A 14,776-nucleotide genomic window follows, 5' to 3' on the forward strand; every position below is an offset into this window, starting at 1 on the left:
TTAATAAAATGTCTTTTTATTTGTATTGTTTTGATTTTAAAACAATAAAAAACCAGCTTGCGCTGGTTTTCAACTATCTTTTATTGTTTTACTACAATAAAATTAATTCAGTAGTGTAAAGTACTTCGCTAGGTAAGCCGTTTGGTGAGCCACCTATTGGCTCTATACTAATTGCTAACAGGGCAATATCTTGCGCGTTAAAACGTGGGTCTTTCAATATTGATTTAACGCCATCTTTAGGAAGTAGCCCTAATGATATTGGTATATCTTGCCCTTTTAAAATCATCCACAGCTCATAATCTTTATCCGTCCTTGCCGTAAGCTGCTCGCTGGCTTTTATTGATAAGCCTTGCTCGTTGATATCAATAAACCATAATGGTTTTTCGCTGGCATCTTTAAACAGTGCAATTTGCTGAGTGTTTTGCCCTACAGGCGTTTGTGGCTGCCAAATAATCAAAGCTAATACTACACAGGCTGCGGTAGCAATTAACGACCACGCTTGCCAAATACCAGTTTTAGGTTGAATAACATTGTTCGATACTACTTGCTGTGGGTCAATACGTTGTGAAATTGCTTCCCAAACATGGCTATCTGGCGGCACAGATTTAATTGAGCTGGCTAAATTATTTAAATGTTGCTCCCACATCCAGGTCGCCTCTCGAACACGATTTGATGAGAGCATCAAACGTTGAAAGCGTTTGCGAGCAGAGCCTTTTAATGTTCCTAACACGTATTCAGCCGCCAACATATCGATGAGTTTTTGATTGTCATAATTCATAACGTTAAGCACCTTTGCAACTGTTGCAGGCCGCGTCTGATCCAGCTTTTTACTGTGCCAAGCGGAGTATCAATATGATCAACTAACTCACGGTGAGTCAAGCCTTTGTAGTAGGCTAAGTGGATCGCCTGTTTTTGCTGTTCATCTAGTTGCTCTATACAATCAACGAGTTTACTTTTATCTTCGTAATCAATAGCTAAAGGTGAGTCAGTTAAATCATCTGAGATTGCTGAGTCGTCATCTAGGGCTTGCTCTTTACGGACTTTATGATAGCGCAAAGAGTCTAAGCTACGATAACGAACAATGCTGATCATCCAGCTGATGACAGTGCCTTTAGTTACTTGATAATCAGATGCATTGTGCCAAATTTTCACAAATGCATCTTGTAGCGCTTCTTCAGCATGTGCACGATTGCTTAACATTTTTAAGCTGATCGCAAACAGCTTTGCACTTGTGGCATTATACAATTTAGCAAATGCCTGTTTATTGCCCTGTGCGGTTGCACTTAGTAGAGGTAATAATTCGTCGGTTTCCATAAAGTTCCTATTTTTATTGTCAGTTGGTAAACGTTTCAGGATGTAAATTGGATGCAAAAAACCAACTAAATGATGGGTGCTTACTATTATTTTCATGCTTTTCCACCAGTTAGCCTAGCAGCAAAATACGGCTTATCAAGTTGAGAAGCTCCGTCGGCTATTTGGTAGCAAGGTTTTACAATCGAAGTTTTGAAGTGATTAATGACTCTTTTAAGTAAAACAATATGGCTGACAAAATTGAAATTTTACCAAATTGCAAAAAAATCCCGTTGCTTACAATAAATGCCTTGTTTTAGTTATGGTTAAACGGTGCATGAATGTCATACAATGGGGTAAAAGTAGACCACATAAGAGAGATTAAAATGGCCGCATTCGGTACCGTATTTATGCCGCAGATGATTCAAGCACGTTTTACTGATAACGCTTGGAGCGAAAGCTCTGTTGTTCCGTCAGATAAAATTGAACTTCATGCTGGTGCACATGTTCTTCACTATTCAAGTACATGTTTTGAGGGGTTAAAAGCATTTCGCCATGAAGACGGCTCAGTTTATATTTTCCGTATGGACGCTAACATTGCCCGCATGAAACAAAGCTCGCATTTATTAAGTTTACCTGAAGTTGATGGAGCCATGCTTGAAAAAATGATCATTGATATTGTTCGCCAATATGCTGATGAAACGCCGTTACCACCGGGCTCTATGTATATTCGTCCAACTCATATCGGTACTGAAGCTGCAATTGGTAAAGCGGCTGTGCCGTCATTAAGTTCATTATTGTATGTGCTATTATCACCTGTTGGTGATTACTTTGCTGGTGGCGCGACTGCGCTGCGAGTATTGTTAGAAGAAGATGGTATGCGCTGTGCCCCACACATGGGTATGATCAAAAGCGGTGGTAACTACGCTAGCGCATTAGCACCCATTACGGCAGCACGCTTGCAACATCAAGCCGACCAAATTCTATTCTGCCCAGGCGGTGATGTACAAGAAACTGGTGCCGCAAACTTTATTTTAATTGATGGTAATGAAATTATTACTAAAGCGCTAGATAGCACCTTTTTACATGGCGTGACGCGCAGCAGTATTTTAACCATAGCTAAAGATTTAGGTATGACAGTATCCGAGCGCAATTTTACAGTCACTGAATTACTTGAGCGTGCTGCAAAACCGGGTACTGAAGCTGCTTTATCTGGCACTGCTGCGGTATTAACCCCAGTGGGTACTTTTATTCATAATGATAAAGAATACAAAGTGGGCAGTGGTGAAGCAGGGCCAACGACAATGCGTTTGCGCCAAGCCCTTAACGATATTCAATGGGGTAAAGCACCAGACACCCATGGCTGGTTAACCAAAATCGACGTGTAAAGTTAAACGATATGTTTTTATAAAAAGCCTAGGTTATTTATAACCTAGGCTTTTTTATGGTCTAAGTTATTTAATAATCTATACTTTCAACTGTGTAAGTTAGCTGCACAGGTGTGTAAAAATAACGTATGTATACACAGCAAGTATCACGAAACTAATCAGCTGATATCTTAATACTATGAAATATATATGAATATTTATTTCCATTTGATTTTTTTAGTGGCGCATAGATTGCATTTCTATTTGGGTATAACTAACGACAAAAGGAGCGTTTATGTGGGCCGCAATAAGTTACTTATTATTGGCAATTGTATTTATCATTATGGGGTGGCAGGTTAGCCCTAGCTATTTTTCGCTGCTATTCTATTGGACGGCTTTATCTTTATTACTGGTAAGCGGTGCCTATTTTTTTAATATTGCAAAAATTTTTCGTAAACGAGAAAACGGTGTTATCCCGTTTTACATTCGTTGGGCTTTCATACCTTTTTTATTGGGGGCACAAGTTTATAACGCGTGGAGCCGAAAGCACGATAAAGTACCGCCATTACAACAAATTAACGAACACTTATTTTTAGCCTGTCGGTTATTCCCTTCAGATATAGATACTTTAAAAGATAACGGTATTACCGCGATTTTAGATGTAACCTGTGAATTTGATGGACTTGAATGGTCATCAACACAAGAAAACATAAACTATTTAAATATCCCAGTGCTTGATCATCGAGTCCCAACACGTTCGCAGCTTAATCAAGCGATTAACTGGATTGCCCATCATATTAAAGATAATCGTCGAGTGGTGGTGCATTGCGCGTTGGGTCGTGGTCGATCGGTGTTTGTGATGGCGGCTTATTTACTCAGTCAAAATAAGGAGGCTGATGTACATCAAGTGCTTGCGCAAATAAAAGAAACACGCGAAACCGCTAATTTAAATAAACACCAACTGCGTCAACTAGTTAAACGCCATAGAAAGGGTGAGTTATTAATCAAAAATAAAGCGGTATTAATTGCCAATCCAGTTTCCGGCACTAAGTTATGGCAGCAAAAAGAGCATTTAATTGTTGCGCGTTTATCTGCTTATTATGACTTAAAAGTGATGATCACATCAGTCGAGAAAAATGGGATTGTGTTGGCCAAACAAGCGATAGCTGATAAGCCAGATATGATCATCGCCTGCGGCGGCGATGGCACAGTGGCAGAAGTGGCAAGTGTTTTGGTAAACACAGACTGTAAATTAGGTATTATCCCATTTGGCACAGCCAATGCTCTAGCACATGTTTTAATGGGAATTAAGTCAAAGTTGATCCCTGTGGAAGTAGCATGTGATTTGATTATTGAAGGGCAAACCAAGCAAATGGATACAGCATATTGCAATGGTGAGTTAATGCTGCTGTTAGCAGGGATTGGCTTTGAACAACACATGATTGAAAAAGCCGATCGGGATACTAAAAACGAGCTTGGTCAGTTCGCATATTTACAGGGCTTCTGGCAAGCTTTAGGCGAACAAAAAGCCCAAGATTTCACAGTACAGCTAGATGATAACGAGCCGCAGCAAATACATACCAATAGTTTAATTGTCGCTAATGCTGCACCTTTTACTACTTTACTAGCGCAAGGTGGGGGACAGCCTGATCACTATGATGGCTTGCTCGATGTTAATTGGCTTACTCCAAACCAAGACGCATCAGCCAATGTATTAAGTATTGCTGAGCTGGTATTTAGCAGTATTACCCAAGCACATTTTGCGATTAATTCACATCATACCAATGCGCGCCGCGTTGCAATATCGGCGACTCAGGAAATAAAATATGTACTTGATGGTGAAGTTAAAAGTGCTGATAAATTGATCATTGAAATTACTCCGCAATCACTGGCGGTGATCTGTGCAGAGCAGGTCGAGTAACTGAACTTGTTGCGCGTTATAAGCTATAACGCGCAATGGCTGTTACTTCTTTTTAATACTAGGCCACACAAAGCCACTGTTTTGCGGTTGTGCATCGACACAGTTATCGAGGTATAACTGCTCGACCTTGGTACGAGCCCAAGGTGTTTTACGTAAAAATTTTAGGCTCGATTTTACACTTGGGTCTGATTTAAAACAGCGAATATCAACATGCTCACCCATCGCTTTCCAGCCAAGTGTTTGCTCGAGTTTTACTACTATTTGTTCGAGTGTAATGCCATGTAACGGGTTGTTTGCTTGCTGATTCATAATTCACTATTGCTTGATAAAAGTCGCTGCTATTGTAACGTAACTGTGCGTTGATACCAATTCTATTAATTAACGCGAATTGTTTTAGGAGCGGTTGGGTAAATAATTTCATTTTGCTCGTTGAGCATTAACCAATTTAACGCGCTATTATTGTGATGAGGGTTTTTTGCTGCACAAATCACCCGCACATTAGCCATTATAATAATCGCACCTTCGCTGTAGCGTTGATCTTCAAACCAACAGAGTTGTTGCTCGCTAACTATATTTTTTGCGTCAAGAAACAAGGCTGGTTTTTGATTATTACTGAAACTATTAGCCGAGTAAATTACACTGATAAAACAGATGCCTATAATCGTTATAATTCGCATATTTAGCCTTTGCATTAAAAAATAACTACACTAAGCTTATACCTAAGTTATCCCAAAATACTAGTTTCAGTTGCAATTAAATGCGTTTAAACCAGCCCACTTAGGGTTTTAGGGTGACTTGGCCATAAAATGTGTTAGGGTAAAATCCACAAAAATAATTTTCTAAAGACAAGGTGAGCACATGCAATTTAAACAAACGATGATTGACGAATTTACACTGTTAGCAAAATTTCCATTAACCAGTAAAATGCAAGGTATTAAGTTACATAGCGATGCTGATGAAAGCTTATTAAGCGCAGCACAACGATTGTTTGATAAAGGTATTATAGATAGCCCAGATGGCGGTTACTTAACCGATCTGGGCTTAGATCTGATAGAGCACGTAACCGTGCTACACAGTGCGTTGGGTAATTAAAAAATATCAGGCTGCATCCGGTTGGTTTTGTGGTGCAGCATCAATAAATGCATCAAGCTTGTTACAACGTTCATAAATGGCTGCTATTTTCGGATACGCAGTCATATCAACGTTAAAACGATAAGCATTAAATACTTGCGGCACTAAACACACATCAGCAAGGCTAGGTTTATCACCCACACAATATTCATTTGTATGATCAAGTAGCTGTTCAATTTTTTCAAAACCAACCTCTACCCAATGACGATACCAGGTATTTTTGATTGCATCGTCAGCACCAAGTTCACCGCTTAAATATTTCAGTACCCGTAGGTTATCAATAGGATGAATATCGCAGGCAATGGCATAACATAAATTACGGATCTGGGCTTTTTGCCAGGCATCACCAAATAATAGTGGTGTGTCGGGGTGTGTTTCTTCAAGGTATTCTAAAATTGCCATCGATTGTGCGAGTACACCGTCATTGGTTTCCAGCGCAGGTAATAACCCTTGCGGGTTTTTATCTAGGTATTCAGGTGCTTGTTGCTCAGATTTTAGTAAGTTAACAGTTACTAACTCATGCTGAATATTTTTTAAATTAAGCGCAATACGCACGCGATATGCGGCAGATGAACGAAAATATGTATAAAGTTTCATGGTTCAATTATCCTTGTGGGCCACTGTAGTGTTTTTTAATAGTACGCCAGCAGTCAGTGTAGTTAGGTTGGCGCTCTTTGCCTTCTAATGCGTATTTTGTTGGTGAAATAACGTAACGTGATTCAAACATAAACGCGAGGGTATTTTCGTAGCGTTGCGGTTCAAGCTCTGCGTTAGAGGCCTTTTCAAATACATCAGCTTCTGGGCCATGCGGTGACATACAATTATGTAAACTCATGCCTCCTGGTACAAAACCGTGCTCTTTGGCGTCGTACACGCCTTCAATTAAGCCCATAAATTCACTCATAATATTGCGGTGATAATAGGGTGGGCGAAAAGTGTTTTCTGCCACCATCCAGCGTGGAGGAAAAATTGCAAAATCAATATTAGCAACGCCTTCTGTGCCTGATGGGGATGTCAGTACTGTGAAAATAGACGGATCCGGATGATCAAAGCTCACTGTATTCATTACATTAAAACGTGCTAAATCATATTTATAGGGTGCACTGTTGCCCGTCCAGGCTACAACATCTAAAGGGGAGTGGCCTATATCACAGCGGAACATATTACCGTTGAACTTAGCAACCAACTCAAACTCACCTTCTTTATCTTCAAAGGCAGCAACAGGGTATTGAAAATCACGGTCGTTAGCGTAGCCGTTGGCTCCCACTGGGCCGCGCTCAGCTAACACATAAGCATGACCATAATTTTCACAGATATAACCACGAGCAGTATCAGAGAGCAAAACGACTTGGAATTTAATGCCACGCGGGATCACTGCGATTTCACCCGCTTTAATCGTTAAATTACCACATTCTGTTTTCAGCAGTAACTGACCTTGCTGCGGCACAAATAACATTTCGCCGTCGGCATTATAAAAATAACGATCAGTCATTGATTTATTCGCTACATAAACATGGATGCCAATTCCTGTTTGGCCATTGGCGCTGCCGTTTGCAGCCATAGTGATCAAACCATCAATGAAATCGGTTGGCGTGGTTGGAATATCAATTGGATCCCAACGAAGCATAGTAGGTGGAGTCGGGACTTCGGTAATTGGGGCGGTGCGAATTAAACCGCTATCAATTGCGCTGTAATCACTTTGGACAACCGATGGGCGAATACGGTACATCCAAGTGCGGCGGTTATCAGCACGCGGCGCGGTAAATGCGGTGGTACTAAATTGTTCAGCGTATAAATCGTATTTTACTTTTTGCGGGCTAAACTGCCCAATAGGCAATGCGCCAGGCAGAGCTTCGGTTTCAAACTCATTGCCAAATCCTGTCATATATTTTAATTCGCTGGTCATCACTCGACTCCTTTATGTTTTACTGTAAGATACTCTCAAGTGAGAATAAATTCAAACATCGTGCTTTTTGTCACTGTACATATTTATGGACACTTAAACATGATTGTAAATTAAGAGGACATAGCCGTTATGGCTCTCGATTTAGAGACATTTTTACCTTATCGTCTGGCTAACTTAGCCAGTAAAATGAGTGAACAGTTTGCACCCGTGTATCAACAACAAAGTGATTTAAGCATTCCTCAGTGGCGTATTTTGTTTAATTTAGCCCAGTTTGGACAAAGCAACGCGAAAGCATTGTGCGAGCAAGCAGCAATGGATAAATCCACGGTATCGCGGGCTATTAAGGCATTGATAGATAAACACTATGTAGTGAGCTTAATCGATCCAGCAGATAAACGCGCCAGCTTGTTAGCGTTGAGTGAGCAAGGGTTGGGCTTGTATCAGCAATTAGCCCCAGCTGCTTTAGCGTGGGAGAAGAATCTGTTGGATGTTTTAACTCAAGCCGAGTATCAAACCTTGCTTAGTTGTTTAGATAAGTTAACTAGTAAATTAGATGAATAAAACAAAAAGCCCATCAAAAGATGGGCTTTAAAATTAATTTAATTTGTAAGTTACCTTAGCAAATTAGAATGTGTATTTAACACCTACACGCATTTCCCAAAGTGACGGCTTAGTTTCCACACTTGCACCTGCTGGATCATTAAAGCTGGTGTAAACGTATTGACCATTAACAATTTCAGTCGTTACAGCACTTTGTAATGCACTGCCGCTTTTCAGCACGCCCCAATCGTCATTTAGCATGTTACCGATGTTTTTGATAACAAAGTATGCTGAGCCTTTTTGATCATCAGTAAAGCCCATAAATTCTTGCTCAACTTTGAAATCGAACGTAACCCACCAATCACCATCAATACTATTACGGTTATTGATTTTACCGCGAGTTAGGCCTTCGCTTTCAACCCACTCATTAAAGGCTGCTTGATCAAAGTCAGCACCATACACAACTTGGCTGTCGTCAAGTGTTGGTACATATAATAATTGCCGCGCAGCACCATTATATCCAAGAGCATAGTTATTGTTGTCATCAAAACCATAAGAATACGGCGTGGTTTGTTGAGCTTGACCAAATAAGTTGAACTTAGTCTCGTAACCATCAAATAACTCATGGCTATACGCTAAACTCATTGTAAAGCGGTGCGGAATTTCATAGTTAGATGTTGCCACACCTGGGTTTTCAGAATCAGACACCGCAACGTAATGATAGTTAGAAAATGCTACAGAGCTAGTCATCGGGTTAACATCTTTAGACACTGTATATGCATAAGAAAGAGCAAAGTCAATGCCATTATCAAATGACTTATTCATTGCAAGAGACAGAATATGCGAGTAAGCATCATCACCTTTAACATTGGTTAGCAAGAAGTCAGAACCACCATTATAAATAGGGCGACCATCTGGTGCTGTGCCAGTTTTGTTATACGATATGTTTTTAACAATGGCTGAGTCTTGCTTATCGGTATAAAGATAATCAACATTAAACACATAATCGCTTTCAGTGATATAAGTACCACCTAGTGAGAATTTCCATTCTGATGGAATCTCAAAGTTAGGATCTGTCACATTTACTGGAGCATCTGCGCCACCTTGACCTACTTTATCATATAAGCCTTGTGGAATATCGTAACCAGGTTGACCTGTGCCATTGAATGCGACAGCATCCGGACCAAGGATTTGCATATTTTTTTGATTAACTTGGACATTACGAACACCATCGTTTGAATAGCTGTTAGAAATCCATACGTTAGGGTTACCACCTGAATATAAGCCAATACCGCCGCGCAATTCTAACTGATCATTATATATCCAGTTAACACCTAAGCGTGGTTGAAGTAAGTCAACCCCATCAAGGTTTTGGCTATTCGAATAGCCATAACGGTCTTCAAAGTTTTGATTATGGGTAGGTTTATCGTTACTTGTATACCAATCATAACGAAGGCCTGCAGTAAATGTTACATCATAATCAATTAGATCAAATTTGTCTTGGAAGTATAACGTATTTAATGCGTACTTAAATTCACCTGCTGCATCGTCAGGGTTTTGACTTTCGGCATTGCCGTAATAAACGCGAGCTAGACCTTCTTCAAAATCCTTAATTGAAAAGAATTGATATTCCCCTTCCGAATGCGCTACAAATAAATTATATACATCGAGTTCTTCACGCTCATAGCCAAATGATAGCTCATGGTCTTCAAGGTAATATGTACCACCTAATTTGAGTGATAAATTATCATAACTTAATACGTTTGATTGGCGAGAATCATCTGGACCTAAGTAAACATTAACACTTCCAGTAAACACATTAAATTCACCAAAACCAGATGCTGCATCAAGTGAATTTTGACGGTTATCAAGTTTTGAATAGCCTACACGTACTTCAGTTGAGAAATCATTAGTCCAATCTGAGTATAATGACGTTACATATGACTCAAGTTTTGCGCCACGTTCGTAAAAATGATTAGACAGAGATAATCTGCTTGAACCACCATCCGATTGAGCGATTGAGAAGCCATCATTGTAGTTATATACAAAGCTTGCACGATGTTCGTCGTTTATGTTCCAATCTAGTTTAACTAAGATTTTTTCATCTTCAACGGGCATGCTAGGTATCATAGTACCTGGATCATAGTTATACGTGTCTTTAGCGATTTGGGTAATATGATCTATAGTTGCTTGGTCAATTCTTTTGTTTACAAATGGCGTATATTCGAAAATCTCAGCGCCTTCAAGCTTCTCATAAGAAGTGAATAAGAATAGCTTATCTTCAATAAGAGGAAGGCCTACGTTAAAGCCGTAACGTTTTTCTGAGTAATCACCAAGCTCTTGTTTCTCGCCTTCAATTGAGTCACCTGACATTGAGTCATTGGTATAATCATAGAAGAAACCACCAGTGATTTCGTTGGTACCTGACTTTGTTACGGCGTTAATGTTACATGAAGTAAAACCACCATATTGAACATCAAATGGTGCAAGTTCTACTGCAACTTGTGCAATTGAATCAAACGAGAAAGGCATTCTTTCAGTAGGGTAACCACTTGAGTTTAAGCCAAAGTTATCGTTCATACGAACGCCGTCAACAGTTAAGCTGTTAAAACGTGGGTTACCACCGCCACAATTGATAGCACCAGCGTTTGTTTCATCGATATAGATACGTGGATCAGCGCGAATAATATCTTTTAAGTCACGGTTAATAGCTGGTTTGTTTTCTAAATCATCTAAAGTGAAATAAGCAGCTGGACCTGTGCTGCCTGATTGAGCGCTAATTGGTGCGCCACTAACAACGATTTGTTCCATTTGTTGCGAGCGAAGTGCAACAGTTACTGGGTAAGTTTGACCAAGTGTTAAATAAACATCATCAAGTTGAGTATCTTCATATTTATCAGAATCAACAATGATTTTATATGGGCCGCCTACGCGTAAACCTTTTGTAGAAAAGTTACCTTGTTCATTTACTGTTGTTGTTTTTGTTGAACCAGAAGGTAAGTGGATAATAGTAATTTGAGTACCAGTGGCTGGGTTGCCATTTGGACCTGTGATTTGGCCTTTTACAGATGATGCAGTTTCATTTGCAAACGCTGCGCCACTTACGCCAACACAAGCTGCGATAGCAAGTGAAAGTGCTGTTTTGCGTAGTTGAATTTTCATTATTAATTTCCCGTGTAAGGTGTAATATTTTTAGTTTTGGTATTAATTTGCTCGGATTTTCCAAGCAGCTAAATTGTACCCTATTATTTCATTACAAATAAGTTACATTGCACATAAATTTGTAATAAAAGTAGTTTAGAACAAAACTGCGGTTTTCGAGCAATTTAGTACCCATGGGTCAATCTACTCATAAAATATGACAAAAGTATGAAACCCAGTGCTTTATGCATAAAAAAACCCGCTAAAAGCGGGTTTTACATAGAGTTTTAAAAATTAGAACTTGTAGCTGATACCAATCTTAGCTTGCCATGTTGATGAGCTCGTTATTTGGCTATAGTTTCTTACATCAGCGCCACCAAAGCTATTATCAATAATATAGCGTCCTTGGTCATCAAGACCACCAAAATCATAAATAGATTGGTCTGAATAGCCCAAGCTTTTTTCTATACCCCAATCGCTATTAAGTAGGTTAGCGAAATTATCAATCATAAGGTATAGCTCGCCACTATGGCCGTTAGCAAAGCCAGGGATTTCTTGTTTAATGCTGATGTCCATGGTGGTAACCCAAGGCTGCGTTCCAGTATTTTTACCGATAATGCCGCCGCGTTGAGAGATACCTGCGCGATCTAAACGCTCTGCTAATTGTGCCCAATTCATTTCAGAAGCAGCCCAATTGACATTCGCATCATCAGCACCCGTTGGAATATAGGCCAAATAAGCACTGTTACTAAATAAAGAACTTGTGTCGCCTAAGTGAGCATCTTTATGCATATTCATTGTATAACTAAATGGACGACCAGAACGGCGTTCAAAATACATATTAAATTTAGTCGCATAACCGGCAATAAATTCAGCATTGTAGCCTAAGTTAATTTTGAAACTGTGCTCAACTTCATAAAAGCCACGTGCTGCCACATCTTGATTACGATTAGCAGTAATATTGTGCTTATAGTTACCTTCGGCTTGCGACGCTGATCCAACAGAAGACTCAGTAACATCTTGATGAGCATAACTTGCCGAGGCAAATAAACCGTTATCCCATTCTTTAGCAATACCAGTAGAGATAATGATAGAGCGACCATCGTCGGTTGAATTAGTCATTGCAATATCAACGTTATCTTTCAATGCACCACTGTAGATGGTTTCATTAATTACACGCTCGCCGTCAGCCGCTAAACCGATAGGACGGATAGAGGTATTATGCCATACAGCTTCATTTTCTTTTTTGTGGTAAGCAATTTCGGCCTGCCATTTAAAGCCATTACCTAATAGTTCAGAATCAAATTCATATTCAAAGCCAACTTGAGCGCGAATACTTGAAGGTAACTTGAAATCAGGATCAATGTAAGCAGTACTTCCTGCGCCTTGCTCTAACGAATTTTTAATAACATCAGGGACCTGAGTGATATCTGCTGGGTTATTTTGGTAGTAGTCGTTTATTACACTATTTGGAGCAGAAACGAGGGTAATACCATCTTTTTGAAATGAGTTGTTATACCAGACATTTGGAATACCGCCTTGGAAACGACCAATTCCACCGTTAATAGTTAATGCTTCAGTTGCATAATATTTAAAGCCAACGCGAGGTAGAATAATATCTAAACCATCAAGGTTCTCTTGATTACTAAAACCATAGGTGCTTAGAAAGCTTTCATTAAGAGTCGGTTTATCATCAGATGATAAGCGCTCATAGCGAAGGCCAGCTGTCACTTCTAAGTCATCATTTAAGTAAAAGGTATCTTCAATATATAAAGCTAATTGACTACGTGTTGCATCATAGGCGGTATCTGCTGAATTATTAGTGTACGCATTTTGATAAGAGAAGTCATAAGCACCTACTTCGCGGTTAGCAAAATTTTCTAGACTAGTGAATTTCCATGTACCTAATGAGTTTTCAGCAAACAAGTTATATAAACGAAGTGACTCATATTGAGCACCAAAGTTAATTTCATGCTCGTCCATTAGATAAGTTGCATCAAGTGTCAGTGTTAAGTTTTCAGTTTCAGATTTGTTCGCATGGCGATATCTATCAGTACCAAAATTAAAGTTAGGGCCCTTTCTGCCATTTTCTTCTACGGTAATGCTACCTAAGTTTGAGCGAGTAATACTGTCAGAGGTCACATCTTTATAGGCAATACCAATCTCTGTTGAAAAGTCTTCAGTCCAATCAGAATAAAGTTTAGTGGCAAAATTATTAAACTTAGTAACATATGCATATGTATTTGATTTTAAGACTACTCTATTTCCACCTTTACTCTCATTTTTCTCAGCTTGATCGTCTTGCCATTGATATGTGAAATCTAGGCGATGCTCATCACTGGCATTCCAGCTAAGTTTAACTAATAAATTTTTGTTGGTGTCTTCAGGCGCGCCTGCTAATGAATCGGTTAAACCATATTCGTCATTTAAAATAGCAATAAAACGATTGTAGCTGTCTTCTGTTATTTTAAATTCATTTGCAGCACCAGAATCCTTAAAGCCATAATCTAAATCCTGCTCACTTGACCACTGTGCGTAGTTTACAAAGTAAAATAGTTCATCTTTAATGACTGCACCACCGGCATTAAAACCAAAACGTTGTTCTGTTTGAATTGGTTTTACCTTACTTGTTGAATAAGTTTTATAGCCGCCGGCTTTATCAGAATCTTTTTCTTTAATTGTTTGAACATCGCCGGCCATATCCGGTGTAGATGTTTCATAGAAACCTGAAAATTTGAATTCATTAGTACCAGACTTCGTTACGGCGTTAATTGTACCGCCACCAAAGTTACCTTTAGAAGCTGAAAAAGGTGATACGTCTACTGAAACTTGCTCTATTGCGTCAAGTGAAACAGGAGGTTGAGACGTCGGATAGCCACCAAAATTCAAACCAAAGTCATCGTTTTGACCGATACCATCAACAGTTAGACCGTTAGTACGAGGGTTGCTCCCCGCAAAAGTTAACTCGCCATTACCATTGATACTTGCTAAAGGGTTTAGACGGGCAATATCTTTAATGTCACGGTTAAAGCTTGGCATGTTACTGATTGTATCTTCGCCAAAGGTACTGCTTGAACCACCAGATTGTTGAATAATTTTATAGCCAGATACTTCAATTTTTTCGATGTTAGCTGCTTGAAGCTGAGAATTAAGACGATATGTATCGCCCAGCTCTAAATATATATTTTCAAGCATGGTATCGGTAAATTGGTCTGAATCAATAAACACAGTGTAAGGACCGCCAACACGTAAACCATTGGCAATAAAGGTACCGCTCTCGTTAGTTGTTAATTCGCTTACAGTGCCAGTTGGTTGGTGAATAACTTTAATTTTTACATTTGCAGCTGCAGTGCCAGAAGGCGTAGTAATTTTACCACGCATAGCTGATGAGGTATCTGCTGCCATTACGCTTGTAGAAACACCTAAGGCTAGGATCACAGCCCCGGTTAATTTCGAAAGGCGAAGCTTATTCATTTTGTT

Annotated in this window: 12 protein-coding genes; 4 read left to right on the plus strand and 8 right to left on the minus strand. The window is 39.5% G+C overall.

Going from position 1 to position 14,776, the window contains the following annotated elements; genetic code table 11:
- Positions 1 to 91: 91 nt before the first annotated feature.
- Both PVK79_RS08410 and PVK79_RS08415 read right to left on the minus strand, forming a co-directional pair.
- The gene (locus PVK79_RS08410; protein WP_257326930.1) at positions 92 to 778 is read right to left on the minus strand and encodes an anti-sigma factor; all 687 of its coding nucleotides are present in this window, start codon (positions 776 to 778) and stop codon (positions 92 to 94) included.
- Positions 775 to 1,314 carry a sigma-70 family RNA polymerase sigma factor gene (locus PVK79_RS08415; protein WP_182730842.1) on the minus strand — a complete coding sequence of 180 codons (540 nt, stop codon included), beginning with the start codon at positions 1,312 to 1,314 and terminating at the stop codon, positions 775 to 777. Before PVK79_RS08415 ends, PVK79_RS08410 begins: the two co-directional genes overlap by 4 nt.
- A 362-nt stretch (positions 1,315 to 1,676) precedes the next feature.
- On the opposite strand from PVK79_RS08415, the gene PVK79_RS08420 reads away from it, so the two are divergent.
- Positions 1,677 to 2,678 (plus strand): branched-chain amino acid aminotransferase, encoded by a 1,002-nt coding sequence (locus PVK79_RS08420; protein WP_149979978.1) that lies wholly within the window; start codon positions 1,677 to 1,679, stop codon positions 2,676 to 2,678.
- A 274-nt stretch (positions 2,679 to 2,952) separates the two neighbouring features.
- A complete protein-coding gene (locus tag PVK79_RS08425; RefSeq protein WP_257326931.1) occupies positions 2,953 to 4,578 on the plus strand; it encodes a diacylglycerol kinase family protein in 1,626 nt (541 codons plus the stop codon).
- Positions 4,579 to 4,620: 42 nt separating this feature from the next.
- Here the strand turns inward: PVK79_RS08425 and PVK79_RS08430 are convergent, their stop codons facing one another.
- Both PVK79_RS08430 and PVK79_RS08435 read right to left on the minus strand, forming a co-directional pair.
- Positions 4,621 to 4,887, minus strand: a complete 267-nt coding sequence (locus PVK79_RS08430) for a VF530 family protein (RefSeq protein WP_145234376.1) — start codon at positions 4,885 to 4,887, stop codon at positions 4,621 to 4,623.
- A gap of 65 nt (positions 4,888 to 4,952) precedes the next feature.
- Positions 4,953 to 5,255 (minus strand): DUF1496 domain-containing protein, encoded by a 303-nt coding sequence (locus PVK79_RS08435; RefSeq protein ID WP_182730768.1) that lies wholly within the window; start codon positions 5,253 to 5,255, stop codon positions 4,953 to 4,955.
- A 181-nt stretch (positions 5,256 to 5,436) separates the two neighbouring features.
- Here PVK79_RS08435 and PVK79_RS08440 point away from each other — a divergent pair, with 181 nt between their 5' ends.
- Positions 5,437 to 5,670, plus strand: a complete 234-nt coding sequence (locus PVK79_RS08440) for a TIGR02647 family protein (protein WP_145234371.1) — start codon at positions 5,437 to 5,439, stop codon at positions 5,668 to 5,670.
- A gap of 6 nt (positions 5,671 to 5,676) precedes the next feature.
- On the opposite strand, the gene maiA is transcribed toward PVK79_RS08440, so the two are convergent.
- Both maiA and hmgA read right to left on the minus strand, forming a co-directional pair.
- Positions 5,677 to 6,306: a maleylacetoacetate isomerase gene (maiA, locus tag PVK79_RS08445; protein WP_182717586.1), complete on the minus strand. Its 630-nt coding sequence runs from the start codon at positions 6,304 to 6,306 to the stop codon at positions 5,677 to 5,679.
- A 7-nt stretch (positions 6,307 to 6,313) separates the two neighbouring features.
- Positions 6,314 to 7,615 carry a homogentisate 1,2-dioxygenase gene (gene hmgA, locus PVK79_RS08450; RefSeq protein WP_257326932.1) on the minus strand — a complete coding sequence of 434 codons (1,302 nt, stop codon included), beginning with the start codon at positions 7,613 to 7,615 and terminating at the stop codon, positions 6,314 to 6,316.
- A 129-nt stretch (positions 7,616 to 7,744) separates the two neighbouring features.
- Here hmgA and PVK79_RS08455 point away from each other — a divergent pair, with 129 nt between their 5' ends.
- The gene (locus tag PVK79_RS08455) at positions 7,745 to 8,176 is read left to right on the plus strand and encodes a MarR family winged helix-turn-helix transcriptional regulator (protein ID WP_149979983.1); all 432 of its coding nucleotides are present in this window, start codon (positions 7,745 to 7,747) and stop codon (positions 8,174 to 8,176) included.
- A 63-nt stretch (positions 8,177 to 8,239) separates the two neighbouring features.
- Here PVK79_RS08455 and PVK79_RS08460 read toward each other — a convergent pair whose 3' ends face one another.
- Both PVK79_RS08460 and PVK79_RS08465 read right to left on the minus strand, forming a co-directional pair.
- Positions 8,240 to 11,317, minus strand: coding sequence for an outer membrane beta-barrel protein (locus tag PVK79_RS08460; RefSeq protein WP_182717583.1), 3,078 nt, complete (start codon positions 11,315 to 11,317; stop codon positions 8,240 to 8,242).
- Between the two features lie 273 nt (positions 11,318 to 11,590).
- A complete protein-coding gene (locus PVK79_RS08465; protein WP_257326933.1) occupies positions 11,591 to 14,770 on the minus strand; it encodes a TonB-dependent receptor in 3,180 nt (1,059 codons plus the stop codon).
- Between the last annotated feature and the right edge of the window lie 6 nt (positions 14,771 to 14,776).

The sequence above is a fragment of the Pseudoalteromonas rhizosphaerae genome, from assembly GCF_028885455.1.
In the GTDB taxonomy this organism is placed as follows: domain Bacteria; phylum Pseudomonadota; class Gammaproteobacteria; order Enterobacterales; family Alteromonadaceae; genus Pseudoalteromonas; species Pseudoalteromonas rhizosphaerae.

Coding starts and splice junctions, on each gene's coding strand:
- PVK79_RS08420 (WP_149979978.1), top strand. CDS start 1,677: ATGGCCGCATTCGGTACCGTATTTATGCCGCAGATGATTCAAGCACGT.
- PVK79_RS08430 (WP_145234376.1), bottom strand. CDS start 4,887: ATGAATCAGCAAGCAAACAACCCGTTACATGGCATTACACTCGAACAA.
- PVK79_RS08455 (WP_149979983.1), top strand. CDS start 7,745: ATGGCTCTCGATTTAGAGACATTTTTACCTTATCGTCTGGCTAACTTA.
- maiA (WP_182717586.1), bottom strand. CDS start 6,306: ATGAAACTTTATACATATTTTCGTTCATCTGCCGCATATCGCGTGCGT.
- PVK79_RS08460 (WP_182717583.1), bottom strand. CDS start 11,317: ATGAAAATTCAACTACGCAAAACAGCACTTTCACTTGCTATCGCAGCT.
- PVK79_RS08465 (WP_257326933.1), bottom strand. CDS start 14,770: ATGAATAAGCTTCGCCTTTCGAAATTAACCGGGGCTGTGATCCTAGCC.
- PVK79_RS08435 (WP_182730768.1), bottom strand. CDS start 5,255: ATGCGAATTATAACGATTATAGGCATCTGTTTTATCAGTGTAATTTAC.
- hmgA (WP_257326932.1), bottom strand. CDS start 7,615: ATGACCAGCGAATTAAAATATATGACAGGATTTGGCAATGAGTTTGAA.
- PVK79_RS08410 (WP_257326930.1), bottom strand. CDS start 778: ATGAATTATGACAATCAAAAACTCATCGATATGTTGGCGGCTGAATAC.
- PVK79_RS08425 (WP_257326931.1), top strand. CDS start 2,953: ATGTGGGCCGCAATAAGTTACTTATTATTGGCAATTGTATTTATCATT.
- PVK79_RS08440 (WP_145234371.1), top strand. CDS start 5,437: ATGCAATTTAAACAAACGATGATTGACGAATTTACACTGTTAGCAAAA.
- PVK79_RS08415 (WP_182730842.1), bottom strand. CDS start 1,314: ATGGAAACCGACGAATTATTACCTCTACTAAGTGCAACCGCACAGGGC.